Source organism: Pseudarthrobacter sp. MOO13 (assembly GCF_058267655.1).
The window spans coordinates 118,735-143,395 of the sequence record NZ_CM177848.1 but is presented as its reverse complement, the minus strand read 5'-3'; the positions used below and the strand labels follow the sequence as shown (position 1 = coordinate 143,395).

The following is a 24,661-nucleotide window of genomic DNA, read 5'->3' as shown; positions in this document are numbered from 1 at the left end:
CTGGCGCCGGGGCGTGAAACCATACGGATCATGGCCTCCAAGATTGCGTACCAGGGTGAGCCCGGCGCCAACTCCAATATCGCGTGTCAGCAGATGTTTCCCGACGTCGAAAGCGTGCCGTGCGCCAGCTTCGAGGACGCGTTCGAACTGGTGACCACCGGCGAGGCCGACCTGGCCATGATCCCGATCGAGAACTCCATCGCCGGCCGCGTGGCGGACATCCACATCCTGCTGCCGCAGTCCAACCTGCAGATCGTGGGCGAATACTTCCTGCCCATCCACTTCGACCTGCTGGGCATCCCCGGCAGCACCATCGAAGCGGCTACGGAAGTCCACAGCCACATCCACGCCCTGGGCCAGTGCCGGAAGCTGATCCGCGAGCACGGCCTCAAGCCCGTCATCGCCGGCGACACCGCCGGGTCCGCCCGGGAAGTTGCCGAGTGGAACGATCCCCGCAAGCTCTCCTTGGCTCCCCCGCTGGCGGCGCAGATCTACGGCCTCGAGGTGCTGGCCTCGCGCGTGGAGGACGACCCTTCCAACACCACCCGCTTCGTGGTCCTGGCCCGGGAAACGGCACTTCCGGCCAAGGACGAGCTGCCCGGACCGGCGGTGACCAGCTTCGTGTTCCGCGTCCGCAACGTCCCCTCCGCGCTGTACAAGGCGCTGGGCGGCTTCGCCACCAACGGCGTCAACATGACACGGCTCGAGAGCTACATGGTGGGCAACGAATTCGCGGCCACCATGTTCATGGCCGACGTGGAAGGCCACCCCGAGGACCTGCCGCTGAAGCTGGCCCTCGAGGAACTGGACTTCTTCACCACCGAGGTTCGGATCCTCGGCGTCTACCCGGCCGCGGACTACCGGGCCGCGGCAGCCACCGCCTGACGCGGTACCTGCGCGGGTGCCGGGCGGTTTAGCAAGGGCCCGAAGAACGCACCCAGCTCCGCCGTTGCGGTGAGCGGCAGGACGTTGGCCACGTACTGGTCGGGGCGGACCACCACCACGGCGCCGGCACGGTCGATGCCGCGCGCCTCGAAGATGTCCGCCTTGGGGTCCGTGGCGTACACCTTCTCGTAATCGGTCAGCTTGAAGGGGCCCACCAGGGGCTTGAACACGGCGGGCACGGCATTGACGTCGACGGCGGTGTGCGGCTGCTGGTAGATGACCTTCAGGTCGAACCACGCATCCAGGTCGGCGCCGGAGGGCGTGGCGGCCAGCGGGGACTCCGGCGAGTTCGCGAACCACTCGGCGAGCAAGTCCGTGGCGGAACCGGTGCCGGGAAGCGCGGGATCGGCGAAAACGTAGATCCGCCACCGTCCATCCGCTGTGGCGTGGTGGCCCAGGTGGATGGGGTTCGTGTCCCCCACGCGGACCACCGGTGCGGACTTGAAACGCTTGCCCACGGGGAAGCCTGTGGCCAGGTCTTGGTGGTCGGTGCCGCCAACAATCAGCGACGGCGCGTACTGGGTCATGAACCCGGCCGGGAACTCGGCGGTCTGAACGTAGAAGTCCTCAAGGTCGGAGGGGTGCTCGAACTCCTCCGGCTTCTTGGCCATCATGGTGGACCATTCCTTGTCGAAGTCGATGAGGTTCTTTGCCACCACCTGGCGCTCCTCCGAGTAGGTGGAGAGCAGGCTTTCCGGGCTGCGGCCCTCGAGGACGTGCCCCAGCTTCCAGGCGATGTTGAAGCCGTCCTGCATGGAGACGTTCATGCCCTGGCCGGCCTTGGCGCTGTGCGTGTGGCAGGCGTCGCCGGTGATAAAGACCCGCGGGGTTCGCGTGCCGCGGTCGGCCGGCAGGACGTCGTCGAACCGGTCCGTGAGGCGGTGCCCCACCTCGTACACGCTGTGCCACGCAACGTTCCGCACGTCCAGCGTGTACGGGTGCAGGATGGCGTTCGCCTTGGCGATGATCTCCTCGATGGTGGTGTTCCGGACGGAGTGGTGGCTGTTCGGGTCCACTTCCCCCAGGTCCACGTACATGCGGAAGAGGTGGCCTCCTTCGCGCGGAATGAGCAGGATGCTCCCCTCGGCGCCCTGGATGGCGCATTTGGTCCGGATGTCCGGGAAGTCGGTGACGGCGAGGGTGTCCATGACTCCCCAGGCGTGGTTGGCCTGGTCCCCGGCGAGCGTGCAGCCGATCGCCTGGCGGACCTTGCTGCGGGCGCCGTCGGCACCCACGACGTATTTGGCGCGGACTACCCGCTCCTGTCCCTCCTTGGGGCCGGAGGTGTGGACCAGCCGCACGGTGACCGGGTAGTCACCCTCGCCGGTGACCTCCAGTCCTTGGAAGTCGTAACCGTAGTCGGGCTTCATCCGGGTGGGTGCGTTGGCCATGTACTCGGCGAAGTAGTCCAGCACGCGCGCCTGGTTCACGATCAGGTGCGGGAACTCGCTGATGCCCATTTCGTCATCCACGGCGCGGGCGGTGCGGATGATGTTGGCGTGGTTGGCGGGGTCCGGCTTCCAGAAGGCCATCTCGGTGATCCGGTAGGCCTCGGCGATGATGCGCTCCGCGAACCCGAACGCCTGGAAGGTCTCCACGCTGCGGGCCTGGATTCCGTCCGCCTGGCCGATGGCGAGCCTGCCGGGGCGGCGTTCAATGATGCGGGTGCTCACGTTGGGGAACATGGACAGCTGCGCGGCGGCGAGCATTCCCGCCGGGCCGGTGCCCACGATGAGAACGTCCACTTCCTCGGGGAGCTCCTCGGGGCGGTTCAGGCCGACGCCGGCCGCCGGTTGGACGCGGGGGTCGCCGGATACGTATCCGTGGTGGTGGAACTGCACGGGATGCCTCACTTCGTTGTGGATGATGATCTCCGCATGTGTTCTATATGAGAACTGGAGATTCGATAATAGAAAATCAGGAGCCTGGTTTCCACTGTACGCCGGATGTGACGCGGGCGACAAGTACCGCCGGGGACGCCCGGGTACCAGCGGAATTCCGGGGGTTGACGGATGCGGCAGCATGCGTGATAGTGATCGTATACGATTTCGTACCTGATGAGGAGAAGGCTTTGGAGCAGGTCAACGGCGACACCCTGGCAGCAGCCCGCAAGGTGGTCGCGGTGCACATCAACTACCCCAGCCGCGCTGCCCAGCGGGGCCGCACGCCGGCGCAGCCGTCCTACTTTCTCAAGCCTTCGAGCTCGCTGGCCCTGAGCGGAAGCCCCGTGGAGCGCCCGGCCGGCTGCGAACTGCTCGGCTACGAAGGCGAAATTGCGCTCATCATCGGCAAGGCCGCCCGCCGCGTTTCGATCGAGGACGCCTGGAGCCACGTTGCCGCCGTCACCGCCAGCAACGACCTCGGCGTCTATGACCTGCGCTGGGCGGACAAGGGCTCCAACCTCCGGTCCAAGGGCGGCGACGGGTTCACCCCCGTGGGCCCGGCACTTCTTCCGGCAGACGCCGTCGACCCTTCAAAACTGCGCATCCGCACCTGGCACAACGGTGAACTGGTCCAGGACGACACCACCGGGGACCTGCTCTTCCCCTTCGCCCGCCTGGTGGCGGACCTGTCCCAGCTGCTCACCCTCGAAGAAGGGGACCTCATCCTTACCGGCACCCCGGCAGGGGCGTCCGTGGCGAAGCCCGGCGACGTCCTGGAAGTGGAAGTGGAGACTATCGACGGCAGCCTCAGCACCGGGCGGCTGGTCACCACCGTTGAGGAAGGCACGACGACGTTCGCCGACTTTGGTGCCCAGCCCAAGGTGGATGACCTGCAGCGGGAGGAAGCCTATGGCTCCCGCGAGGCCGCCGGGCTGGCACCCGTTGCTGAACAAGCCCAGGCTCCTGCCGCCGTCGCGCCGGCCCTGTCCCCGGAGCTGAAAGCCAAGCTCGAATCCGTTGCCACCGCCACGCTGTCCTCACAGTTGCGTAAGCGCGGCCTTAATAACGTCAGCATCGACGGCCTTCAGGGCACCCGACCGGACCGCCGCGTGGTGGGCCTGGCCCGGACCCTGCGCTATGTTCCCAACCGCGAGGACCTCTTCAAGATCCACGGTGGCGGCTTCAATGCCCAGAAACGCGCCATCGATTCCGTCAACGAGGGCGAAATCCTGGTGATGGAAGCCCGCGGCGAAAAAGGCACCGGCACGGTGGGCGACATCCTGGCCCTGCGCGCCCAGGTCCGCGGCGCCGCAGCCATCATCACCGACGGCGGCGTCCGCGACTACACCGCGGTAGCCGGCCTGGACATGCCCACATGGTTCGCCAACCCGCACCCGGCCGTGCTGGGCCGCCGGCACATCCCGTGGGACACCGACATCACCATCGCCTGCGGCGGCGCCACTGTCCAGCCCGGCGACATCATCGTGGCCGATTCCGACGGCGTCCTGGTGATCCCGCCCGCCATCGCCGAAGAACTCGTTGAGGACTGCATCCAGCAGGAAAAGGAAGAAGCCTTCATCTTCGAGATGGTCAAGCAAGGCAACAGCGTTGACGGGCTCTACCCGATGAACAAAGAGTGGCAGGCAAAGTACAAGGCATGGGAAGGGCAGGCCAATGACTGACACGGCGACCGACCTCCCCGCTGCCACTCCCGGCAGCAAGTCCGAGCAGGCCTACCAGGCCGTCAAGGCCCGCATCGTGGAAGGCACTTACACGCCGGGCTACCGCCTGGTCCTGGGTTCCATTGCGAAGGACCTCGGCGTCAGCGTGGTCCCGGTCCGGGAAGCCATCCGCCGGCTGGAGGCCGAGGGCCTGGTGACGTTCGAGCGGAACGTCGGCGCCACCGTGGCCGGCATCGACCCCACCGAATACCTCTACACGATGCAGACCCTGAGCATCGTCGAGGGTGCCGCCACAGCCCTCTCGGCCCCGCTGATCGACCCGGCGGCCATCGCCCGGGCCCGCGCCGTGAACCAGGAAATGCTCGAGTGCCTGGACCACTTCGACCCTGTCCGGTTCACCCGGCTGAACCAGGACTTCCACAGCGTCCTGTTCGAGCACTGCCCCAACCCGCACATCCTGGACCTGGTGCACCGCGGCTGGAACCGGCTCGCCTCGCTCCGGTCCTCCACCTTCCGCTTTGTCCCCGGCCGCGCCCGCGACTCCGTGGAGGAACACGAGAACCTGCTGAAGCTCATCGAAACAGGCGCGGACGCAGAACAGATCGAAAAGGCGGCCCGGCTCCACCGCTCCGCCACCCTGGACGCCTACCTCGCCCAGGCCAACAACCCCTGACCCCCAGATAGGACTTCAACGATGACGACCTCGGTAGAAACCAGCACGCACTACGTCCCTGAGGACCTGCCCACCCATATCCAGCACTTCATTAACGGGAAGTTCGTGGACTCCGTGGGCGGGGCGACCTTCGACGTCCTGGACCCGGTGTCCAACCGGAACTACGCCACCGCCGCCGCCGGCCAGAAAGAGGACATCGACCTCGCCGTCGCCGCGGCCCGCGAAGCCTTCAAGAACGGCCCATGGCCGAAGATGAAGCCCCGGGAACGCGCCCGCATCCTGAACCGGATCGCCGACGCCGTCGAGGCCCAGGAAGCCCGGCTCGCCGAACTGGAAACGTTCGACACCGGCCTGCCCATCACCCAGGCCAAGGGCCAGGCCCTCCGTGCGGCGGAGAACTTCCGGTTCTTCGCGGACCTGATCGTGGCCCAGTTCGACGACGCCATGAAGGTCCCCGGCTCGCAGATCAACTACGTCAACCGCAAGCCGATCGGCGTGGCCGGCCTCATCACCCCGTGGAACACGCCGTTCATGCTGGAGTCCTGGAAGCTCGCCCCGGCCCTGGCCACCGGCAACACCGTGGTCCTCAAACCGGCCGAGTTCACCCCGCTGTCCGCCTCCCTGTGGGCCACCATCTTCAAGGAGGCGGGCCTGCCGGACGGCGTCTTCAACCTGGTCAACGGGCTCGGCGAAGAAGCCGGCGACGCCTTGGTCAAGCACCCTGATGTTCCCCTGATTTCCTTCACCGGCGAGACCACCACGGGCCAGACCATCTTCCGCAACGCCGCCGCGAACCTGAAGGGCCTGTCCATGGAGCTCGGCGGCAAGTCCCCCTGCGTCGTCTTCGCCGACGCCGACCTGGACGCCGCGATCGACTCCGCCCTGTTCGGAGTCTTCTCCCTCAACGGCGAGCGCTGCACCGCCGGCTCACGCATCCTGGTTGAGCGCGCCATCTACGACGAATTCTGCGAGAAGTACGCCGCCCGGGCAAAGAACATCGTGGTGGGCGATCCGCACGACCCCAAGACCCAGGTGGGCGCCCTGGTCCACCCCGAGCACTACCAGAAGGTGGCCTCCTACGTGGAGATCGGCAGGTCCGAAGGCCGGCTCCTGGCCGGCGGCGGCCGCCCCGACCACCTGCCCGAAGGCAACTACATCGCACCCACGGTGTTCGCCGACGTCGCCCCTGACGCCCGGATCTTCCAGGAGGAGATCTTCGGACCCGTCGTGGCCATCACCCCGTTCGAGACCGACGAGGAGGCCCTCGCCCTGGCGAACAACACCAAGTACGGGCTCGCCGCCTACATCTGGACCCAGAACCTGACCCGCGCCCACAACTTCTCGCAGAACGTCGAAGCCGGCATGGTGTGGCTGAACAGCCACAACGTCCGCGACCTGCGCACCCCCTTCGGCGGCGTCAAGGCCTCCGGCCTGGGCCACGAGGGCGGCTACCGCTCCATCGACTTCTACACCGACCAGCAGGCCGTGCACATCACCCTCGGCACCGTCCACACCCCCAAATTCGGCGCCTAGCCAGCCCCCTTTCAAAGAAGAGAGAATCCCATGACCAACTTCGTTCCCACCCCCACCGTCCCGGCACCGGACATTGTCCGCTGCGCCTACATGGAGATCGTGGTCACCGACCTCGCCAGGTCCCGCGAGTTCTATGTCGACGTCCTGGGCCTGCACGTCACCGAGGAAGACGACACCGCGATCTACCTGCGGTCCCTGGAGGAGTTCATCCACCACAACCTGGTGCTCCGCAAGGGACCCATCGCCGCCGTCGCCGCCTTCGCCTACCGGGTGAAGTCCCCCGCCGAGGTGGACGCCGCCGAGGCCTACTACCGCGAACTCGGCTGCCGGGTGGAACGCCGCAAGGACGGCTTCACCAAGGGCGTGGGCGACTCCGTGCGCGTGGAGGACCCGCTGGGCTTCCCGTACGAGTTCTTCTACGACGTGGAGCACGTGGAGCGGCTCACCCAGCGCTACGACCTATACTCCGCCGGTGAACTGGTCCGCCTGGACCACTTCAACCAGGTCACCCCGGACGTCCCGCGCGGCCGGGCATACCTGGAGGACCTGGGCTTCCGCGTCTCCGAGGACATCAAGGATGCCGACGGCGTCACCTACGCCGCCTGGATGCACCGCAAGCAGACCGTCCATGACACCGCCCTGACCGGCGGCAACGGCCCGCGCATGCACCACGTCGCGTTCGCCACGCACGAGAAGCACAACATCATCCAAATCTGCGACAAGATGGGCGCCCTGCGCATCAGCGACCGGATCGAACGCGGCCCCGGCCGCCACGGCGTGTCCAACGCGTTCTATCTCTACATCCTGGACCCGGACGGCCACCGCATTGAGATCTACACCCAGGACTACTACACCGGCGACCCGGACAACCCCACCATCACCTGGGACGTCCACGACAACCAGCGCCGCGACTGGTGGGGCAACCCAGTGGTCCCGTCCTGGTACACCAAGGCCTCCCTGGTCCTGGACCTGGACGGCAACCCACAGCCGGTCATCATCCGCGAGGAAAAGTCCGAAATGGCCGTCACCGTGGGCGCCGACGGCTTCTCCTACACCCGCAAGGACGGCTCGCCCGAAGGCGACCGGACGGGCTTCAAGCTGGGAGTCCAGGTCTAGCCATGCTGGAGCCCACGACGATTGAGGCCATCGCGGACGAGCTGTTGGAAGCCGGCCGGACCCGCACCCCTGTCCCCCGCCTGACCGCCCGGTACCCGGAGATGACGGTGGAGGATTCCTACGCGGTGCAGCAGCTCTGGCGGCGCCGCAACGAGGACGCCGGCCGGACCCTGGTGGGGCGAAAGATCGGCCTCACGTCCAAGGCCATGCAGGCCGCCACCGGCATCACCGAACCGGACTACGGCGCCATCTTCGATGACATGGTGCTGGAGACCGGCTGCTCCGTTCGGTGGGACCAGTACACCCACCCGCGCGTGGAGGTGGAGCTGGCGTTCGTCCTCAAGGACGGACTCAAAGGCCCGGGCGTGACCATCTTCGATGTCCTGAAGGCCACGGACTACGTGGTTCCGGCCCTCGAAATCCTGGACTCCCGGATCGAGATGGAGGGCCGGACCATCGTGGACACCATCTCCGACAACGCCGCCATGGGCGCCATGGTAATCGGCGGCCGGCCCGTGAAGCCGGACGCCGTGGACCTCCGCTGGGTTTCCGCGATCCTCTACAAGAACCAGACCGTGGAGGAAACCGGTGTGGCCGCCGGCGTCCTGGACCACCCCGCCAACGGGGTCCACTGGCTGGCCAACAAGATCGCCGCGCACGGGGACTCGCTCAAGGCAGGCGACATCATCCTGGCCGGGTCCTTCACCCGTCCGCTCTGGGTCTACAAGGGCGATACGGTACACGCCGACTACGGACTCCTGGGAGCTGTGACATGCCGCTTCGAATAGAAGACACCTTCCGCTCCGCGCTGGCCGCGCAAAGGCAAAAGGGAAAGGCAGGCCGGCCACTGGCCGGGATGTGGGTGTGTTCCGGCAGCCCGCTGGTGGCCGAGCTCTGCGCGGGTGCGGGCCTGGACTGGCTCCTGGTGGACGCCGAGCACAGCCCCAACGGGCTCGAGTCCATCCTGGGGCAGCTGCAAGCCATCCACGGCTACCCGGTGCACACCATGGTCCGGCCGCCCGTGAACGACACTGTGGTGATCAAGCAGTACCTGGACCTCGGCGTGCAGAACCTGCTGATCCCCATGGTGAATTCGGTGGCGGAAGCCGAAGCCGCGGTGGCGGCCACCCGGTACCCGCCCCAGGGCGTCCGTGGGGTTGGCTCGGCCCTGGCCCGTGCCGCCCGTTGGAACCGGGTCCCGGACTACCTCGCCCGGGCCAGCGGGACCATCAGCGTCACCGTCCAGATTGAATCGACGGCGGCCGTCGAGGCTGTGGAGGACATCCTCAAAGTCGACGGCGTGGACGCCATCTTCGTCGGCCCCTCCGACCTCGCCGCCTCCATGGGCCTGCTGGGACAGCAGGAACACCCCGAGGTGCGCGCCGCCGTCGAACACTGCCTGTCCGTTGCCAAGGCGGCCGGGAAACCCGGGGGCGTCAACGCCTTCAACCCCGACACCGCCCAGCACTACCTGGCGTGTGGCGCGGACTTCATCCTGGTCGGCGCCGACGTCGCCCTCCTGGCCCGCGGCTCCGAAGCCCTCGCCGCCAACTACATCAAACCCGTCGACGGCGACACCCCTGCCAGCTACTGACGTCTGTTCCCCAAGGATTTCTTTCATGACAGTGGCTTCTGCGCTTCCCCGGTAGGTTGCGAGCCCGCCAACAACACCGAATACCGAAGGGGCGGCGGCGTCACGCACGGCAGCCTTTAGGGCCAACTTCGGTGGCGGGACCCAGGAAACACGGGGTCGCGCCACTGTCTGTTGCGCAAAAACGTGCTTGGCGTGACATTGCGTTCGCTGCCGTCCAAGGGCTCTGCGCACACAGACAAGAGCGGGACGGGGCTCTCAACCAGACTGGGAGCAACCCGCTATGCCGCCCGGCTGGCGCCCTTGACTACTCGAAGTGGAGTACCCCTTGGAAACCTACGATGCGCTCCTCGCGTCCATTGCCCCCGCTGCCGGCGCCGGCCGGACCATCCTCGATCCGGCCACGGGCCAGCCGGTCGGCGAAGCTCCCGTCCACGGCCTCGAAGACCTTGAAAGCGCCGTGGCCGCGGCCGTCGCCGCGCAGCCGGCCTGGGCTGCGCTGGGCCATGAGGCCCGGTCCGCTGCGCTCCTGAAGGCAGCAGACGCCGTCGAGCGTTCCGCCGAGGAACTGGCCCGGTTGCTCTCCCGTGAGCAGGGCAAACCACTGAACGGCCCCAACGCCCGGTTCGAGGTGGGCGCCTGCGTGGCGTGGCTGCGTGCCACGGCCGGCCTGCCGCTGGAGCCGGAAACCATCGTGGACGACGGCGAAACCCGGGCTGAGCTGCATTACCGGCCCATCGGCGTGGTGGGCGCGATCGGGCCTTGGAACTGGCCCATGATGATCACCGTCTGGCAACTCGCGCCCGCACTGCGCATGGGCAACGCCATCGTGGTGAAGCCCTCCGAGTACACACCGCTTTCCGTCCTAGCGCTGGCCAAGGTCATTAATGAGGAACTCCCCGAAGGCCTCCTGACCGTGGTCTCCGGCGGCCGCGACGTCGGCGCCCGGCTGGCCGAACACCCGGCGATCGGCAAGGTCATGTTCACCGGCTCCACCGCCACCGGCCGGGCCATCATCAAGTCCTCCGCGGACACCGTTAAGCGGCTCACCCTGGAACTGGGTGGAAACGACGCCGGCATCGTCCTGCCCGACGCCGACCCCAAGGCCATCGCCCAGGACATCTTTTGGGGCGCCTTCATCAACACCGGCCAGACCTGCGCCGCCCTCAAGCGCCTTTACGTCCACAGCGACATCTACGACGCCGTCTGCGAGGAACTCACCGCCGTCGCCAAGGCCATGCCGATGGGCAACGGCCTGGACGAAAACAACGTGCTGGGCCCGCTGCAGAACAAGGCCCAGTACGACGTCGTCGCGAACCTTGTGGAGGCGGCAAAGGCTTCCGGCGCACGCATCCTGCTGGGCGGGAACCCGGACACCGGCCGGCCCGGGTACTTCTACCCCACCACCCTGGTGGCGGACATCGACAACGACAACCCGCTCGTCGCCGAAGAACAGTTCGGCCCCGCCCTGCCAATCATCCGCTACAGCACCATCGACGAAGCAGTGGAGAGGGCCAACGCCCTCGACGTTGGACTGGGCGCCTCGGTCTGGTCCCGGGACCTGGCCGCCGCGCGCGAGGTGGCCGCCCGCATCCAGGCCGGGACCGTGTGGATCAACCGGCACGGTGCCGTGGATCCCCGCATCCCCTTCGGCGGGGCCAAGCAGTCCGGCTACGGCGTCGAATTCGGCGTGGAAGGGCTCAAAGCACTCGGGGTACCGCAGGTCATCAACGGCTGAGGTTGAAGCGGGAGCCCGGCACGCAGGTTGCCGATGCCGGGCTCCCGGGGCTTTGCGGGGCTATCCCAGGGCCGGGGCGGCAGCGGTCCGGCCGGCGAACTGCCGGCGGGCCCAGCGGGCGAGCTTCCTGCCCTTGCCTTTCCACCAGTTGTCCTCGTCCTGGTTGTGGTGGAACCGGAAGACGATGGCCACCAGCACGAACATGCCCATCACCACATCCACCCAGGAGGCCATCACCAGGGCCACGAAGACCGTCAGTGCGTTGGCGACGATGGACGGGATGGCCAGTGTCCGGAACACGGTACTGGCCACATAGCGGCGGTGCGACCTCGGGACGGACAGTTCGCGGACCATGTCGAAGCAGACGCAGACCACCACAATGGTCTGCCCCAGGGCCAGGAGCATCTGGCCCTGCATTGAGCCGCTGAATGCCGCGACGGACTCCATGCCCGGGCTCATGGCCGGGCCTTGCGGTTGACACCGTTGCTGACTGCACCAAACACGGAAAACCCCCAGAACTTGCGGAACCACCGCCGCTGATCCGGCGATGGTTCCATTCAAGGTTCGGGAGGCTTTGGGGTCACGAGTAGTGGGTACTCTAGTTTTCGCAGGGGCCCAACCGCTGTACTTACTTGCCGATGGCGCGCGGCCGCCACAGCATGACGGCCTGCGACCGTGGCCGGGGCCGCTGCCCGCGGGAAAGGCTCACGACGTCGCCGGCGGCACCAGCCGCGAAGATGCGCGAGTCCACGGCCCGCGGCCGGCGCCCCAGTTCCTCGGTGAGTTCCGCGATCCGGCTCTGGAGGGCAGCCACCTGGTTTTCAAGTTCCAGGATGCGCTTGATGCCCTCCAGCGAGACCCCCTCCTGGGACAGCCGCTGCACCTCCCGCAGCATGTTGACGTCGCGCTGCGAGTAGCGCCGGGACTTCCCGGGGGCACGGCTCGGCTTGACGATGCCGAGCCGGTCGTATTGCCGCAGCGTCTGCGGGTGCATGTCTGCAAGCTCGGCCGCCACGGAGATCACGAAGATCGGCTGGTCAGCACTGATGTCCACGGCTCACCTCCGCTCCTAGAGCCGGGCCTTGGCTGCCAGGCCCTCACGGACGTCCGCCGACGACGTCGCCTCGGCGAACGCCCTGACCGCAGCTTCGGCGTCCTTGTTGAGATTCTTGGGAACGGCGACGTCGATGGTCACCAGCAGGTCACCGGTCGCCTTGGACGTCTTTACGCCTTTGCCCTTGACCCGCAGCGTGCGGCCCGACGGCGTTCCTGCCGGAACACGGACCTTGACCTTGTCGCCGTCAATGGTGGGAACTTCGATGTCCGCGCCCAAGGCAGCCTCGGGGAAGGTGACAGGGACGTGGATGCGGAGGTTGTCGCCGTCGCGTGTGTAGAACGCATGCGGCTGGACCGCGACGGACACCACCAGGTCACCGTTGCCGGCCGCACCCGGCTGGCCCTTGCCGCGGACGCGGACCTTCTGGCCGTCCTTGATGCCGGCGGGGACACGGACGTCGATCACCTCGCCGCTGGGCTCGCGCAGGCCGATGGTGGTGCCGCGGATGGAACCGGCGAACGAGATGCTGGTGGACGCGGTGCGGTCGGCTCCCTTCTGCGGCGTGCGCTGGAAGCCGGGGGAACCACCGAAGCCGCCGAACAGGTCTGCGAACTCGGGCGGGATGCCGCCTGCGGACGGGTTGAACCCGCCCGAGTGGCGCCCGGTGTTGCCCGTGAAGAGGCCACCGAACATGTCCTCGAACCCGGCGTTGGGGGCGCCGGCGCCGCCTGGGGCAAAGCGGGCTCCACTGCCCATCGCGCGGATGGCGTCATACTGCTGGCGCTCGTCAGGGTCTGAGAGCACCGAGTAGGCCTCGGAGATGTCCTTGAACTTCTTCTCGGAAGCAGCGTTCCCGGCATTGGTATCAGGGTGGTGCTGCCGCGCAAGCTTCCGGTAGGCCTTCTTGATGTCGGCTTCGGAAGCGTCCTTGGCAACACCAAGGATCTTGTAAAAATCCTTGTCCACCCAATCCTGGCTAGCCAATGGCGTTTCCTTTCAAAGTACAAAAGCGTATGGCGAGATTACCGCTAAGCCGGAGCGGATGAGGGGGCCCGGGAGTGGCATCGGGCCTGCCGGAGCTGGGTGGCTAACGATCGTAGATCGTTAGCCACCCAGCGTAGGGGCGGGGCCCCCTCATCCGCGGAGGCGTTGGGGTAATGCTACGCAGGGACGGCGACGATGACCTGGGCGGCGCGGAGCACGCGGTCTCCTGATTTGTAGCCTGAGCGGAGGACCTGGCTGACGGTGTCAACCTCGATGTCCTCGCCGGGCTGCTGGATCAGGGCTTCGTGGATCGTGGGATCGAACTCCACGCCGGTCTCGTTGATCCGGACCAGGCCGTAGGTCTTCAGCGCGTTCTCCAGCTTGGTGGCGATCGCGGCGAAGGGCCCGTCGGTGAGGTCGCCGTGCTGCCGTGCGGCGTCGACGTCGTCCAGGACCGGGAGCAGGGAGTTCAGGACGCCGATGACGGCCATCTCCCCGGCCACGGCGCGGTCCCGTTCAACCCGCTTGCGGTAGTTGACGTACTCGGCCTGGAGGCGGAGCAGGTCGTTGCGCAGTTCGGCGGCCTCTGCGTTGCCGGCGGCGGCCGGAGCCCCCTGGGCCACGGATTCCTCTGCGGGCACGTCCACCCCGTTGAGGATTTCCTCTGCCTGGGCCAGTGCGTCGCCATCGGAATCGGCAGCGCCCTGCTGGTGGCCGGCGCCTGGAGCGTGGCCGCCTCCGGGGTGCCGGGCCTGGCCGGTCACCGGGTCAACCTTGCGGTTGTCCCGGATGACCGGTTCGCCGTTGCCCTGCTTGGCGTCATGGTTCGCGGATGAGTTGTGCTCTTCCTCGTTACCGTGGTGCGGCATGGCTACTTCTTCGCTTCGTCTTCGTCGATGATCTCGGCGTCGACGATGTCCTCATCGGCCTTGCTGCCCGCAGAGGCACCGGCGGCACCCTCGGCACCGGCAGCGCCGGCACCGTCCGGCGAACCGGCCTGCGAGTAGATGGCTTCGCCCAGCTTGGTCTGCGAGGCCTGCAGCTTCTCGAACGCGGCCTTCACGGCGGCGTCGTCCGTGCCTTCGAGGGCCTTCTTGAGGCTGTCGACGTCGCCCTGGACCTCGGTCTTGACCTCTTCGGGCAGCTTGTCCGCGTTGTCGGCGATCAGCTTGTCCACGGAGTAGGCGAGCTGCTCGGCCGTGTTGCGGGTGTCGGTTGCCTCGCGGCGGGCCTTGTCCTCGGCTGCGTGCTCCTCGGCGTCCTTGACCATGCGGTCGATGTCTTCCTTGGAGAGGCTGGAACCACCGGTGATGGTCATGGACTGTTCCTTGCCGGTGCCCTTGTCCTTCGCGGAGACGTGGACGATGCCGTTGGCGTCGATGTCGAAGGTGACCTCAACCTGGGGGACGCCACGCGGAGCCGGCGCGATGCCGGTCAGTTCGAACGTGCCCAGCGGCTTGTTGTCGCGGGTGAACTCGCGTTCGCCCTGGAAGACCTGGATGGCCACGGACGGCTGGTTGTCGTCCGCCGTGGTGAAGGTCTCGGACCGCTTGGTGGGGATGGCGGTGTTCCGCTCGATCAGGTGCGTCATGACGCCGCCCTTGGTTTCGATGCCGAGGGACAACGGGGTGACGTCGATCAGGAGGACGTCCTTGCGCTCACCCTTCAGCACACCGGCCTGCAGGGCTGCACCGACGGCGACGACCTCATCCGGGTTGACGCCCTTGTTGGGCTCCTTGCCGCCGGCCAGTTCCTTGACCAGTTCGGAGACGGCGGGCATACGGGTGGAGCCGCCGACCAGCACGATGTGGTTGATGTCCGAAAGCTTGATGCCGGCTTCCTTGATGACGTCGTGGAACGGCTTCTTGGTGCGCTCCAGCAGGTCCTTGGTGAGGTCCTGGAACTTGGCGCGGGTCAGCTGCTCGTCCAGGTGGACCGGGCCGTCGGGGGTGACGGAGAGGTACTGGAGGGAGACGTTGGTGCTGGAGGAGGAGGAGAGTTCCTTCTTGGCCTGCTCGGCTGCCTCACGGAGGCGCTGGAGGGCGATCTTGTCCTTGGACAGGTCGATGCCCTTGACCTTGAGCTGGTTCAGCAGGTAGTCGACGACGCGCTGGTCCCAGTCGTCGCCGCCCAGGCGGTTGTCACCGGCGGTGGCGCGGACCTGGATGGTGGAGAAGTTGTCTTCGTCCTTGCCGACTTCCAGCAGGGAGACGTCGAAGGTACCGCCGCCGAGGTCGAAGACGAGGATGAGTTCGTCTTCCTTGCCCTTGTCCAGGCCGTAGGCGAGGGCTGCGGCGGTGGGCTCGTTGACGATGCGCAGGACGTTCAGGCCTGCGATCTCGCCGGCTTCCTTGGTGGCCTGGCGCTCGGCGTCGTTGAAGTAGGCCGGGACGGTGATGACGGCGTCGGTGACCTTTTCACCCAGGTAGGACTCGGCGTCGTTCTTCAGCTTCATGAGGATACGCGCGGAGATTTCCTGCGGGGTGTACTTCTTGTCATCGATCGCGACGGTCCAGTCGGTGCCCATGTGGCGCTTGACGGATGCGATGGTGCGGTCGATGTTGTTGACGGCCTGGCGCTTGGCGATTTCGCCGACCAGGACTTCGCCGGACTTGGAGAATGCAACGACCGACGGCGTGGTGCGGCCACCCTCGGCGTTGGCAATAACGGTGGGCTCGCCACCTTCGAGAACGGAGACGACGGAGTTGGTGGTTCCGAGGTCGATACCTACTGCACGTGACATGTGTTGCTTCCTTCTTTCCTTGGAAACTGGGTGGCGCCCAATGATTGAGCGTTCTCGACTCAACTCTACTCAGGCGCCACCAGATGTCAACACAACTTGAGCGAACTACGCTCAACTTTGCTCACGGCATACAAGAAGGGCGGACGACGGCGGCCCGTCGCCATCGGCGCGGAGGCTTCAGTCGCGGGCGGGCGCATCCAGCACCGCCGCAAGCAGTCCGGGGAACCGCGCCTCGAGATCCTCCGTGCGCAGGGTCAAACGGCGGCCGCGGCCGTTGGCCTCGTTGCGGATCACGCCGGCCTCGCGCAGCACCTTCATCAGGTGGGACTTGGTGGACTTGGGCATGTCCGGGTTGCTCAGGGCACACTCGGCCATGTCAAGGGGGCCGGCGCGAAGCTGGCGCGCGATCTCCAGCCGGTCCGGGTCACTCAGGGCAAAAAGCACGCTGGGCAACTGGAGGTCCGCGCGTTCGGGATGGGGAAGGTTCGCCGGTGTAGCCACAGTTCGACTTTAGTTGAACCATTAGCGTCACTGCCAGTAGGCTGAGGTTTCGACTATTTTCGAACCAAATTCACCCTACGCAGAAGGCGGCACGTTTTGACGCACTCCCCCGCAGCCCGGCCCCAGGAGGCACGCCGGCGGCTGGGCTTTGCCCTGATCGCGGCTGCCACGGCAGCGATGATGGCCGGAGCCAGCGCGCCGTCGCCTTTCTACCCCACACTGCAGGAGCAGCTGCACCTGCTGCCCGTGGCAACCACCGGGATCTTTGCCGTGTACGCCGTGGCGCTGCTGGCAGCCCTGCTGGTCTTCGGCTCGATTTCGGACCACTTGGGCCGCAGGCCGGTGATCAGCGCAGCCTTCATCCTGCTCGCCTCCAGCGTCACGGCCTTCCTGGTTGCCGATTCGCTGGCCATGCTCCTGGTGGCCCGCGTACTGCAGGGCATCGCCAGCGGCATCCTGCTGACCACGCTCTCTGCCGCGATCGCGGACCTGGAAGCAGAGGATGACCCGGGCTCCAGTGCCGCCTGGAACACCGTGGCACCGCTGGGCGGCCTGGCACTGGGCGCCCTGGCATCCGGTCTGCTGCTGGACCTGCTGGCTGAGCCGCGCACGCTGGTGTTCGTTTCGCTGACCGTCCTGTACATGGTGTTCGCCGCACTGGTGTGGGCCGCCCCCGAAACCTCGCCCCGGACGCCCGGGGCAGCGGCCTCGCTCAAGCCGCACCTGACCCTGCCACCCGCCGCACGCCGCGGATTCGTCACCGGCGCCCCGGCCGTCTTTGCCGGCTGGGCCACGGGCGGGCTGTACCTCTCGCTCGGCGCCGCGATCGTCCACGCCACATTCGGCATCCGGGAGCACCTGTGGCAAGGCATGGTGATCACCATCCTGGCAGGCACCGGAGCAGCCACCGCTGCAGTCCTGCACCGCTTCGGAGCCCGTACCATCACCATTTTCGGCACCTCGGCTTTGGCCTTGGGAACTGCGCTGTCCCTGCTGGCCATCGGCCTGGGCTCGTTTGGCCTGTTCCTGGCTGCCGTAGTGGTGGCCGGAGCAGGTTTTGGCACGGCGTTCATGGGCGTGATCCGGTCCATCAGCCCCCTGGTCGAGGACCACGAACGCGCCGGCACCTTCGCCTCGCTCTTCGTGGTGGCATATACGGCTTTCGGCGTTCCGGCAGTGCTGGCCGGCCTGCTGGCCCCCGCGCTGTCCCTCCCGGTCACCACCTACGCGTATGGCGGGCTGGTGACGGTCCTGGCCGCGGTGGCTGCGATCAGCCGCGCCCGCAGCAGCGACGTCGAACCGGCCGGGGACGCCACAGTGGCGGCACCGGACGCCGGGAACCACTCGGGCAGCACGGAAGACGTCGCCGCAGGAGCGGTTCCGGAATCCGCGGGCCGCTAGCCGCGCCGTTGCGATAAATGGGCGAAGCGGGCCGCACAGGAAGCGGCCCGGGAGGGGTCCTTACCGGTCGGAGTCCGGGCGGCCGTGCAACGGTCCCCGGTCCTCCGCGGTCGACTGGACCTGGCCGTCGGTCAGGCCGTCGCGGATCGCTTCCTCCGTGCGCGCGCCTCCCGTGGTTCCGGCGTCGCCGTAGTTGCCTTCCTCGTATTCGCCGTCGGCTTCGCGTTCCGGCTCGTTGATGGTGCCCGCAGCGCCGTAGTCCCCGTCCACGTACTGACCACCTTCCCCTTCCAGGCCCGGGGCGCTGCTGCCCTTGCGTGGTTCCTCGGCTGCAACTTCAGGGTTCTCAGTCATGGTGCATCTCTCCTTCGAGGCTCCGCGTCCGTGCGGGCGCACTGGCAGTCTACCGAGGCCCCCTGGCCGCCAACAGGGCCAGGCCTACCCGTCATCACGGGACGCGCGCAGCTGCAGCCCCGCCACGCCGGCAAGGACGGCAAGATGGTGGTCGAAAAGTTCCGCCGGAACGCTGAAGGTATCCGGCCCGTACTGGTTGAAGGCCTCGAAGCTGACGGCGCCAAACAATGCGCTCCACACCAGGACTCCCCGGGCCACGAGTTCCTCGGGGACGGTAAGGCCGAACTGTGCCCGGATGGTGTCCAGGTCAGCTTGGAGCGCGGTGGGGATCTTTGCCCGCGCGGCATCCGCCACGGCCAGCCGCCCGGCCCGGAAGGCAGACTCCAGGATGCCAATCAGGGCGACGATCACCCGGGTACCGGGGACCGTGGTCCGCTCGGCGGGCGCGTTGTAGCCGGGGACCGGGCTGCCGAACAGGAGCGCATAGCTTGCCGGCTCCCGAAGCGCCCAGGTCCGTACCGCGCGGCCCAAGGCCGTGAAGCGGCCGGCGTGGTCATCGACTGGAACCGCCCCGATGGCGGCGTCCACCTCGTCCCCCAGCTCATTGAAGGCATCTATCAGCAACAGCGTCAGCAGCTCATCCCGGCTTTCCACGTAGCGGTACACGGCTGAGGAGACCACCCCCAAGTCCCTGGCCACCGCCCTGAGGGACAGTGCCGCTGCCCCGTGCAGGGCCAGGTGGCGCCGTCCCAGCCGGATGATGTCGGCCACGGTCTGCGTCCGTGCCCGCTGCCTGGGCGTCAGGGCCCGGGCCGGCGCCGCCGTCGCGTCCGTTTTTTCTGTGTCCGTCACAGGCTCCAGCATGCCACAACCGAGAGCGGTGCCAACAAAGGAGAGCAGTGCTCTTGACAAGGTTGCGACACCCGGTCCATGCTGAAAGCGAGAGCACCGCTCTCGCTACAAACTTTTCCCAGGAGGACTCATGGTCAAGAATTTCGTCGTCACCGGTGCGGGGCCGGTGGGCTGGACGGTCGCCGAGCAGCTCGCGGCCGATGGACACCGCGTCCGCGTAGTCACCGGGTCCGGCAGCGGACCCGACCACCCCTTGGTTGAGCGGATCACGGGAGACGCCAAGGATCCCGAAACCCTGCGGCAGGTCTTCGCCGGTGTCGATGCCGTCTTCCACTGCATCCACGGCTCGTCCTACACCGCCGCAGCCTGGGAGGCGGAATTGCCCGCAGCCGAGCAGGCGGTGTTGAACGCGGCACACGAGGCAGGCGCCGTCGTCGTCTTTCCGGAAAGCCTGTATTCATACAGCGAGCCGGACCGCGTGATGACCGAGGACAGCCCGCGCCGGGCGGCCGGCGGCAAGCGCGGCGTGCGCACCCGCCTGCTGCAGGCGAGGGAGGACGCAGCTGCGGCAACTGTCAGCGTGGTGGCCGGGGACTTCTTTGGTCCGCGGGTCCGGATGGCGCACGGCGGCGAGCGCATCGTGGTCCCCATCCTCGCCGGCCGGAATGTCAGCGTGGTGGGGAGCGCGAACCAGCCGCACTCCTTTACCTACGTTCCGGACCTGGCCGCAGCGATGGTCGCCGCAGCCGCCAACCCCGCCGCCTGGAACTCGGTCTGGCACGCCCCCACCGGCCCGGCCCTGACGCAGCGGGAGCTGGTTCGTGCCTTTGCACGGGCCGCGGGCGTGCCGGCACCCAAGGTGCGCGTCCTGCCGGGCTGGGCCCTGCGGGCGGCGGCGTTCTTTTCCGCCGACATGCGGGAACTGGCGGAGCTCAGCTACCAGTTTGAGCACCCGTTCGTGATGGATTCGGCCCGTTCGGAGGCCATCCTTGGCATACGGCCCACCCCGCTGGACGCGGCTGCCGCCGCCACCGTGGAATGGTGGCGGCAGGACTGAGCGTCAGCGGGTGGGTACCTCCGTGCGGGGCTCGAGGCCGGACTCCCGGGATCGGGTGCCGGATCCGGCCTGGGCGCGGGCCAGTTTTCCGGGCCACCAGATCTTTGGGCCGATGTCGTAGGCGAGCGCCGGTACCAGCAGCGAGCGCACCAGCACGGTGTCCAGCAGCACGCCGAACGCCACGATGAAGGCCAACTGCACCAGGAACATGATGGGGATGACGCCAAGGGCGGCAAACGTTGCGGCCAGCACCACGCCCGCCGAGGTGATCACCCCGCCGGTCACGCTGAGGCCGCGCAGGATCCCGGGCCGGGTGCCGTGCTTGAGCGACTCCTCCCGGACCCGGCTCATCAGGAAGATGTTGTAGTCCACGCCCAGGGCCACCAGGAACACGAAGCCGAACAGCGGGACAGTGGCATCCGCTCCGGGGAACCCGAAGATGTTGTTGAAGACGAACGCGGACACGCCGAGCGCCGCCGCGTAGGACAGCACCACGGACAGCACCAGCAGGACCGGGGCAACGATGGAGCGCAGCAGCAGCATCAGGATGAAGAGGATCACCACGAGCACCACCGGGATGATGACCACGAGGTCATGCTGGGCGGTGGTGTTGGTGTCCAGGGCTGTGGCGGTCACGCCGCCCACCAGCGCGCCGGGATCCACGGCCTTGGCCTCGCTGCGGAGGGCCTTGATGGTTTCTTCAGCCTGCAGGGAGTCGGCGGCGTCGTTCAGCGTGGCGTTGATCAGGACCTTCCCGTCCCTCACGTCCGGGGTGTTGGGAGCTCCCGGCGCTCCGGTGATGGGCACGCTGCCCGGCCCCAGGAGGTAGGCCTCGCCCACGCCGTCGTCCGCTTTGACCCGGTCCAGCACTTCTGCGGCCTTGGCCTGGTCCGCAACCACGACGGCGGGGCTTCCGCTGCCGGCGTCGAAGTGGCGCGCCAGCGCGTCCTGGCCGTCAACGGCGTTGGAGGCCGTGAGGATGACGTCCGTTTGCGGTACGCCGTTGGCTTTGAGCTGCAGCAGGCCGCCGGCCGCCACCAGGAGCAGCAGGACCGACGCGACCCACACGGTCCTGGGGCGCCGGGACACCAGGGAACCCGTGGCGCGCCACAGGCCTTTCTGTCCTTCCAGCCCGGTCACCAGCTCGGGTTCGCGCTGGTCGGCGGGGACGAGCTTGGGGCGGAACGGCCAGAACGCGGCCCGGCCCAGGAGCGCCATCAGTGCAGGCAGCAGGGTCAGCGCGGCGAACAGGGCGCACAGGATGCCGGCGGCGGCGACCGGGCCGAGGGCCTTGTTGGAGTTGAGGTCCGAGAACAGCAGGCACAGCAGGGCAATGATCACCGTGGCGCCGGAGGCCAGGATCGGCTCGAACGAGGCCTTCCAGGCGGTGAGGACTGCGGCGGTGCGGTTGGTGGTGTGGGTGAGGGCTTCGCGGAAGCGGGCCACGAAGAGAAGGGCGTAGTCCGTGGCCGCGCCGATCACCAGGATGGACAGGATGCCCTGGCTTTGGCCGTTGAGCTGGATCCAGCCTGCCTTGGCCATCCCGAACACCAGCAGGATGGCCGCGCAGAGGGCAAAGACGGAGGTCAGCAGCACCATGATGGGCAGCAGCAGAGAACGGTAGACGATCAGCAGGATCACGAAGACGGCGGACAGGGCCACGAGCAGCAGGATGCCGTCAATGCCGCCGAACGCGGCGGCAAGGTCGGCGGCCAGCCCTGCCGGTCCGGTCACGAAGGTTTGGGTTCCCTGCGGCGCCGCCGCGGACACCGTGTCACGGAGCTCCTTGACGGCGTCCTTCAGTTCGGTGGAGGACCCGATGGGGACAACGAACTGGACGGCTTTGGCGTCTTTGGAGGGGATCGGGCCGATCACGGCGCTGCCCAGTTTGAGGCCTTCGAGGCTGGTCTTGAGCGTGGCCAGCTCGCCCAGCTGCGCGGGGGTGAAGGCGGCGGTGTTTTCGATGACGATGATGCCGGGCACCTCGTCCGAGTCCCGGAACTTTGCCTGCCAGTCCTGCGCCTCGGTCGCTTCGGCGCTGGCGGGCAGGAAGGACGCCTGGTCATTGCTGGAGACTTCTTCGAGGCGGCCGAACGTGGGGCCGCCCACCCCGGCCAGTCCCAGCCAGGTCACGACCAGGACGACGGGGATGAGCCAGCGCAGCCAGAACGGGACGCGCTCTTTGGCAACTTTTGTTCGTTTCATGATGCCTTCCATCCAGGGTGCCGCGAGTAGGATTGATTCCAGCATAGATTATCTCCATCATGGAGATAAGTGCCAGTCGAGCTTTTTTTCCGGTCCCGCCGGTACGGATAGCGCGGACAGGGCCGGGCCTCAGGCTGCTGCAGTAATATCCGTCAGTACGGTCGGGCGGAAAAGGCCCGGCAGGAACGGTCCGGCACGAACGCAAACACGAATGGCTGAAGGGAGGCGGGCATGGCAGGACAGACTGCATCAGGTCCACCGTCCTTTCCCCAGGCCGGACCGGAATTCGGCCCGCCGAACCCCCTGCTTCGGCTTTTGCAGGAGTTCACCATCGAGGCGAACCGGTACGTGGACGCGGCCGGTGACCGCAAGGACATGCACCGGACAGACATGAATGCCCTGGCGGTGATCATGCGCCATACGGCAAGGGGCGAGGTGGTAACCCCCGGCGTCCTGCGGAAGGAGCTCAACCTGAGCTCCCCCGCCACCACGGCACTGATCGACAGGCTGGACAATTCCGGGCATGTGGTCCGTGAACGGCACGCCACGGACCGGCGCCAGGTCCAACTGAAGATGACGCCCAAGGCTTTCAGGGACGGCGGCGCCATCTTCGCCCCGCTGGCGCAGCACATGGACAGCGCCATGGCAGGGTTCTCCGCGGCGGAACTGGAAACAGTGACCCGTTTCATGACCGCCATGGTCGAGGCAACCGCCGCGGCCCGGGAAGAATCCGACGAAGAAAAACCCAAGGGCGGCCACCCCGGATAAGCCACGGGGCTTGTGGTGTTGGCCGCGAAGAAGCGCCAACCGCAGCCCGGTTGGGAGTAGCGTTTGGTTATGAGTGCGCAGCAGCCAGGGGAAGACGTCTACACGCACGGCCACCACGAATCGGTGGTCCGCGCCCATGCCGCCCGGACCGCCGAAAATTCCGCGGCGTTCGTCCTCCCGCACCTTACGCCGGGAACAGCCCTGCTGGACGTCGGCTGCGGGCCCGGCAGCATCACCTGCGACTTTGCCGCGCTGGTCAACCCCGGGCACGTCACCGGCCTGGACCGCTCGCCGGACGTCATCGCCCAGGCGCAGGCCCTCGCCGCCGAACGCGGCGTTCCCAATGTTGAATTTGTTGCCGGCAATATCTACGACCTTGACTTCGCGGACGAAACGTTCGACCTCGTCCACGCGCACCAGGTGCTCCAGCACCTGACGGACCCGGTGGAGGCCTTGCGGGAGATGCGCCGGGTGGCCAAACCCGGCGGCATCGTGGCGGTCCGGGACGCGGACTTCCACGGGATGAGCTGGTATCCGGCGATCCCGGAACTGGACGAGTGGATGGACCTGTACCAGCGGATTGCCCGCCGCAACGGAGCAGAGCCCGACGCCGGGCGCCGGCTGGTCAGCTGGGCCCAGTCCGCGGGGTTCAGCGACGTCGCCCCCAGCAGCAGCAACTGGTTGTACGCGACGGCCCAGCAGCGCCGCTGGCAGGCGCGGGTGTGGGGCGAGCGGGTGCTGCATTCAGCCTTCGCGGAGCAGGCCCTGGAGTACGGGTTCGCCAACCCGGCGGACCTGGCCAGGATTTCCGCGGGGTGGCACCGGTGGGGTTCCACCGACGACGGCTGGTTCCTGATCCCCAATGGCGAAGTGATCGCCAGGGCCTAGCGCTGAACCCGAGGCGTGCCGCCCCTAGGATTGATGAGTGGAATTTTCCCTTTGGCTGGCCCTTGCAGGTGCCGGCGCCCTTATCAGCTTCACCCCGGGTGCCGGGGCCATCAACACCATGAGTAACTCGCTGAATGCGGGGTTCCGACGGTCCATTTGGGGAATCCTGGGCCAGCAGGCGGCCCTGGTGGTGCATGTACTGATTGTGGCCCTGGGCGTAGGGGTGCTGGTGGCGAGCTCGCCCGTGGCCTTCAACGTGATCCGATACGCCGGCGCCGCGTACCTGGTGTACCTGGGTATCCGCCAGTTCCTGAGCAAGCCCACGGCCGCCCGGGAGGAGGCCGCCGCGCTGCGCGATGAACCGGCGTGGTCCATCTTCCGGCGCGGCTTCTGGGTCAACCTGCTGAATCCGAAGGCGATCGTGTTCTTCCTGGCGTTCACACCGCAGTTCATCCGGCCCGAGCAACCCCTGTTCACGCAATACGCGGTGCTTACCGCCACCATCGTGGCCATCGACATCCTGGTGATGTGGTTCTTCTTCGCCGCGGCCGCCAGGTCCTTCCAGCGCTTCACCAGCACCGAGCCGGGCCAAATCGTCCTCAGCAGGGTCTTCGGCACCCTGTTCGTGGGCGTTGGCATCCTGCTGGCCCTTATCCACTAGCGGCCGGGCGAAGGGCACAGCCACACGGA

The 24,661-nt window shown here is 67.3% G+C and carries 23 protein-coding genes; 13 read left to right on the top strand and 10 right to left on the bottom strand.

The features are described from left to right. Positions 1-30 precede the first annotated feature (30 nt). A complete protein-coding gene (locus AC4EEO_RS00590; protein ID WP_018760767.1) occupies positions 31-885 on the top strand; it encodes a prephenate dehydratase in 855 nt (284 codons plus the stop codon). Here the strand turns inward: AC4EEO_RS00590 and AC4EEO_RS00585 are convergent. Beyond that, positions 858-2,786 carry an FAD-binding monooxygenase gene (locus tag AC4EEO_RS00585; RefSeq protein WP_491340376.1) on the bottom strand — a complete coding sequence of 643 codons (1,929 nt, stop codon included), beginning with the start codon at positions 2,784-2,786 and terminating at the stop codon, positions 858-860. The two genes, AC4EEO_RS00590 and AC4EEO_RS00585, sit on opposite strands and share 28 nt — an antisense overlap. Before the next feature lie 230 nt (positions 2,787-3,016). Between AC4EEO_RS00585 and AC4EEO_RS00580 the strand changes: the two genes are divergently transcribed. From AC4EEO_RS00580 to AC4EEO_RS00550, 7 genes are all read left to right on the top strand, one after another. Continuing rightward, positions 3,017-4,510 carry a fumarylacetoacetate hydrolase family protein gene (locus AC4EEO_RS00580; protein ID WP_026264355.1) on the top strand — a complete coding sequence of 498 codons (1,494 nt, stop codon included), beginning with the start codon at positions 3,017-3,019 and terminating at the stop codon, positions 4,508-4,510. Then, on the top strand, positions 4,503-5,183 hold the full coding sequence (locus AC4EEO_RS00575) for a GntR family transcriptional regulator (RefSeq protein WP_491339628.1): 681 nt from the start codon (positions 4,503-4,505) through the stop codon (positions 5,181-5,183). Before AC4EEO_RS00580 ends, AC4EEO_RS00575 begins: the two co-directional genes overlap by 8 nt. A gap of 21 nt (positions 5,184-5,204) precedes the next feature. After that, positions 5,205-6,716, top strand: coding sequence for a 5-carboxymethyl-2-hydroxymuconate semialdehyde dehydrogenase (gene hpaE, locus AC4EEO_RS00570; protein WP_109045525.1), 1,512 nt, complete (start codon positions 5,205-5,207; stop codon positions 6,714-6,716). Between the two features lie 30 nt (positions 6,717-6,746). Next, a complete protein-coding gene (hpaD, locus tag AC4EEO_RS00565; protein ID WP_491339627.1) occupies positions 6,747-7,832 on the top strand; it encodes a 3,4-dihydroxyphenylacetate 2,3-dioxygenase in 1,086 nt (361 codons plus the stop codon). A gap of 2 nt (positions 7,833-7,834) precedes the next feature. After that, complete coding sequence (gene hpaH, locus AC4EEO_RS00560; RefSeq protein ID WP_491339626.1) at positions 7,835-8,620, top strand: 2-oxo-hept-4-ene-1,7-dioate hydratase; 786 nt, start codon at positions 7,835-7,837, stop codon at positions 8,618-8,620. After that, the gene (locus AC4EEO_RS00555) at positions 8,605-9,426 is read left to right on the top strand and encodes an HpcH/HpaI aldolase family protein (RefSeq protein ID WP_208294401.1); all 822 of its coding nucleotides are present in this window, start codon (positions 8,605-8,607) and stop codon (positions 9,424-9,426) included. Before hpaH ends, AC4EEO_RS00555 begins: the two co-directional genes overlap by 16 nt. 325 nt (positions 9,427-9,751) lie before the next feature. Next, a complete protein-coding gene (locus AC4EEO_RS00550) occupies positions 9,752-11,161 on the top strand; it encodes an aldehyde dehydrogenase family protein (protein ID WP_491339625.1) in 1,410 nt (469 codons plus the stop codon). A 60-nt stretch (positions 11,162-11,221) separates the two neighbouring features. Here the strand turns inward: AC4EEO_RS00550 and AC4EEO_RS00545 are convergent, their stop codons facing one another. From AC4EEO_RS00545 to AC4EEO_RS00520, 6 genes are all read right to left on the bottom strand, one after another. Then, complete coding sequence (locus AC4EEO_RS00545; protein ID WP_018760758.1) at positions 11,222-11,608, bottom strand: hypothetical protein; 387 nt, start codon at positions 11,606-11,608, stop codon at positions 11,222-11,224. 181 nt (positions 11,609-11,789) lie between these two features. Continuing rightward, on the bottom strand, positions 11,790-12,215 hold the full coding sequence (locus tag AC4EEO_RS00540) for a heat shock protein transcriptional repressor HspR (protein ID WP_018760757.1): 426 nt from the start codon (positions 12,213-12,215) through the stop codon (positions 11,790-11,792). A 15-nt stretch (positions 12,216-12,230) separates the two neighbouring features. Continuing rightward, positions 12,231-13,202 carry a DnaJ C-terminal domain-containing protein gene (locus AC4EEO_RS00535; RefSeq protein ID WP_491339624.1) on the bottom strand — a complete coding sequence of 324 codons (972 nt, stop codon included), beginning with the start codon at positions 13,200-13,202 and terminating at the stop codon, positions 12,231-12,233. 176 nt (positions 13,203-13,378) lie between these two features. Then, the gene (locus AC4EEO_RS00530; protein WP_491339623.1) at positions 13,379-14,071 is read right to left on the bottom strand and encodes a nucleotide exchange factor GrpE; all 693 of its coding nucleotides are present in this window, start codon (positions 14,069-14,071) and stop codon (positions 13,379-13,381) included. A 2-nt stretch (positions 14,072-14,073) separates the two neighbouring features. Further along, positions 14,074-15,945, bottom strand: coding sequence for a molecular chaperone DnaK (dnaK, locus tag AC4EEO_RS00525; protein ID WP_018760754.1), 1,872 nt, complete (start codon positions 15,943-15,945; stop codon positions 14,074-14,076). A gap of 177 nt (positions 15,946-16,122) precedes the next feature. Continuing rightward, complete coding sequence (locus AC4EEO_RS00520) at positions 16,123-16,446, bottom strand: ArsR/SmtB family transcription factor (protein ID WP_109045519.1); 324 nt, start codon at positions 16,444-16,446, stop codon at positions 16,123-16,125. Positions 16,447-16,542: 96 nt separating this feature from the next. Between AC4EEO_RS00520 and AC4EEO_RS00515 the strand changes: the two genes are divergently transcribed. Further along, positions 16,543-17,847: an MFS transporter gene (locus tag AC4EEO_RS00515; RefSeq protein ID WP_491339622.1), complete on the top strand. Its 1,305-nt coding sequence runs from the start codon at positions 16,543-16,545 to the stop codon at positions 17,845-17,847. A gap of 60 nt (positions 17,848-17,907) precedes the next feature. On the opposite strand, the gene AC4EEO_RS00510 is transcribed toward AC4EEO_RS00515, so the two are convergent. Together AC4EEO_RS00510 and AC4EEO_RS00505 are read right to left on the bottom strand one after the other, a co-directional pair. Continuing rightward, complete coding sequence (locus AC4EEO_RS00510) at positions 17,908-18,201, bottom strand: hypothetical protein (protein WP_018760751.1); 294 nt, start codon at positions 18,199-18,201, stop codon at positions 17,908-17,910. Between the two features lie 84 nt (positions 18,202-18,285). After that, positions 18,286-19,053 (bottom strand): TetR/AcrR family transcriptional regulator, encoded by a 768-nt coding sequence (locus tag AC4EEO_RS00505; RefSeq protein ID WP_491330778.1) that lies wholly within the window; start codon positions 19,051-19,053, stop codon positions 18,286-18,288. A 130-nt stretch (positions 19,054-19,183) separates the two neighbouring features. Here AC4EEO_RS00505 and AC4EEO_RS00500 point away from each other — a divergent pair, with 130 nt between their 5' ends. Next, on the top strand, positions 19,184-20,110 hold the full coding sequence (locus tag AC4EEO_RS00500; RefSeq protein ID WP_491339621.1) for an NAD-dependent epimerase/dehydratase family protein: 927 nt from the start codon (positions 19,184-19,186) through the stop codon (positions 20,108-20,110). Between the two features lie 3 nt (positions 20,111-20,113). On the opposite strand, the gene AC4EEO_RS00495 is transcribed toward AC4EEO_RS00500, so the two are convergent. Then, positions 20,114-22,315, bottom strand: a complete 2,202-nt coding sequence (locus tag AC4EEO_RS00495; protein ID WP_491339620.1) for an MMPL family transporter — start codon at positions 22,313-22,315, stop codon at positions 20,114-20,116. A 231-nt stretch (positions 22,316-22,546) separates the two neighbouring features. Between AC4EEO_RS00495 and AC4EEO_RS00490 the strand changes: the two genes are divergently transcribed. From AC4EEO_RS00490 to AC4EEO_RS00480, 3 genes are all read left to right on the top strand, one after another. Beyond that, the gene (locus AC4EEO_RS00490; protein ID WP_491339619.1) at positions 22,547-23,083 is read left to right on the top strand and encodes a MarR family winged helix-turn-helix transcriptional regulator; all 537 of its coding nucleotides are present in this window, start codon (positions 22,547-22,549) and stop codon (positions 23,081-23,083) included. A 69-nt stretch (positions 23,084-23,152) separates the two neighbouring features. After that, on the top strand, positions 23,153-23,971 hold the full coding sequence (locus AC4EEO_RS00485) for a methyltransferase domain-containing protein (protein ID WP_133831914.1): 819 nt from the start codon (positions 23,153-23,155) through the stop codon (positions 23,969-23,971). Between the two features lie 37 nt (positions 23,972-24,008). Beyond that, positions 24,009-24,632 (top strand): LysE family transporter, encoded by a 624-nt coding sequence (locus AC4EEO_RS00480; RefSeq protein WP_133831915.1) that lies wholly within the window; start codon positions 24,009-24,011, stop codon positions 24,630-24,632. Positions 24,633-24,661: the final 29 nt, after the last annotated feature.

Excerpts from the sequence above, each read along its gene's own strand:
- AC4EEO_RS00575 (WP_491339628.1), top strand. The coding sequence starts at position 4,503 with ATGACTGACACGGCGACCGACCTCCCCGCTGCCACTCCCGGCAGCAAG.
- AC4EEO_RS00545 (WP_018760758.1), bottom strand. The coding sequence starts at position 11,608 with ATGGAGTCCGTCGCGGCATTCAGCGGCTCAATGCAGGGCCAGATGCTC.
- AC4EEO_RS00590 (WP_018760767.1), top strand. The coding sequence starts at position 31 with ATGGCCTCCAAGATTGCGTACCAGGGTGAGCCCGGCGCCAACTCCAAT.
- hpaD (WP_491339627.1), top strand. The coding sequence starts at position 6,747 with ATGACCAACTTCGTTCCCACCCCCACCGTCCCGGCACCGGACATTGTC.
- hpaE (WP_109045525.1), top strand. The coding sequence starts at position 5,205 with ATGACGACCTCGGTAGAAACCAGCACGCACTACGTCCCTGAGGACCTG.
- AC4EEO_RS00490 (WP_491339619.1), top strand. The coding sequence starts at position 22,547 with ATGGCAGGACAGACTGCATCAGGTCCACCGTCCTTTCCCCAGGCCGGA.
- AC4EEO_RS00530 (WP_491339623.1), bottom strand. The coding sequence starts at position 14,071 with ATGCCGCACCACGGTAACGAGGAAGAGCACAACTCATCCGCGAACCAT.
- AC4EEO_RS00495 (WP_491339620.1), bottom strand. The coding sequence starts at position 22,315 with ATGAAACGAACAAAAGTTGCCAAAGAGCGCGTCCCGTTCTGGCTGCGC.
- AC4EEO_RS00510 (WP_018760751.1), bottom strand. The coding sequence starts at position 18,201 with ATGACTGAGAACCCTGAAGTTGCAGCCGAGGAACCACGCAAGGGCAGC.
- AC4EEO_RS00500 (WP_491339621.1), top strand. The coding sequence starts at position 19,184 with ATGGTCAAGAATTTCGTCGTCACCGGTGCGGGGCCGGTGGGCTGGACG.
- hpaH (WP_491339626.1), top strand. The coding sequence starts at position 7,835 with ATGCTGGAGCCCACGACGATTGAGGCCATCGCGGACGAGCTGTTGGAA.
- AC4EEO_RS00555 (WP_208294401.1), top strand. The coding sequence starts at position 8,605 with ATGCCGCTTCGAATAGAAGACACCTTCCGCTCCGCGCTGGCCGCGCAA.
- AC4EEO_RS00485 (WP_133831914.1), top strand. The coding sequence starts at position 23,153 with ATGAGTGCGCAGCAGCCAGGGGAAGACGTCTACACGCACGGCCACCAC.
- dnaK (WP_018760754.1), bottom strand. The coding sequence starts at position 15,945 with ATGTCACGTGCAGTAGGTATCGACCTCGGAACCACCAACTCCGTCGTC.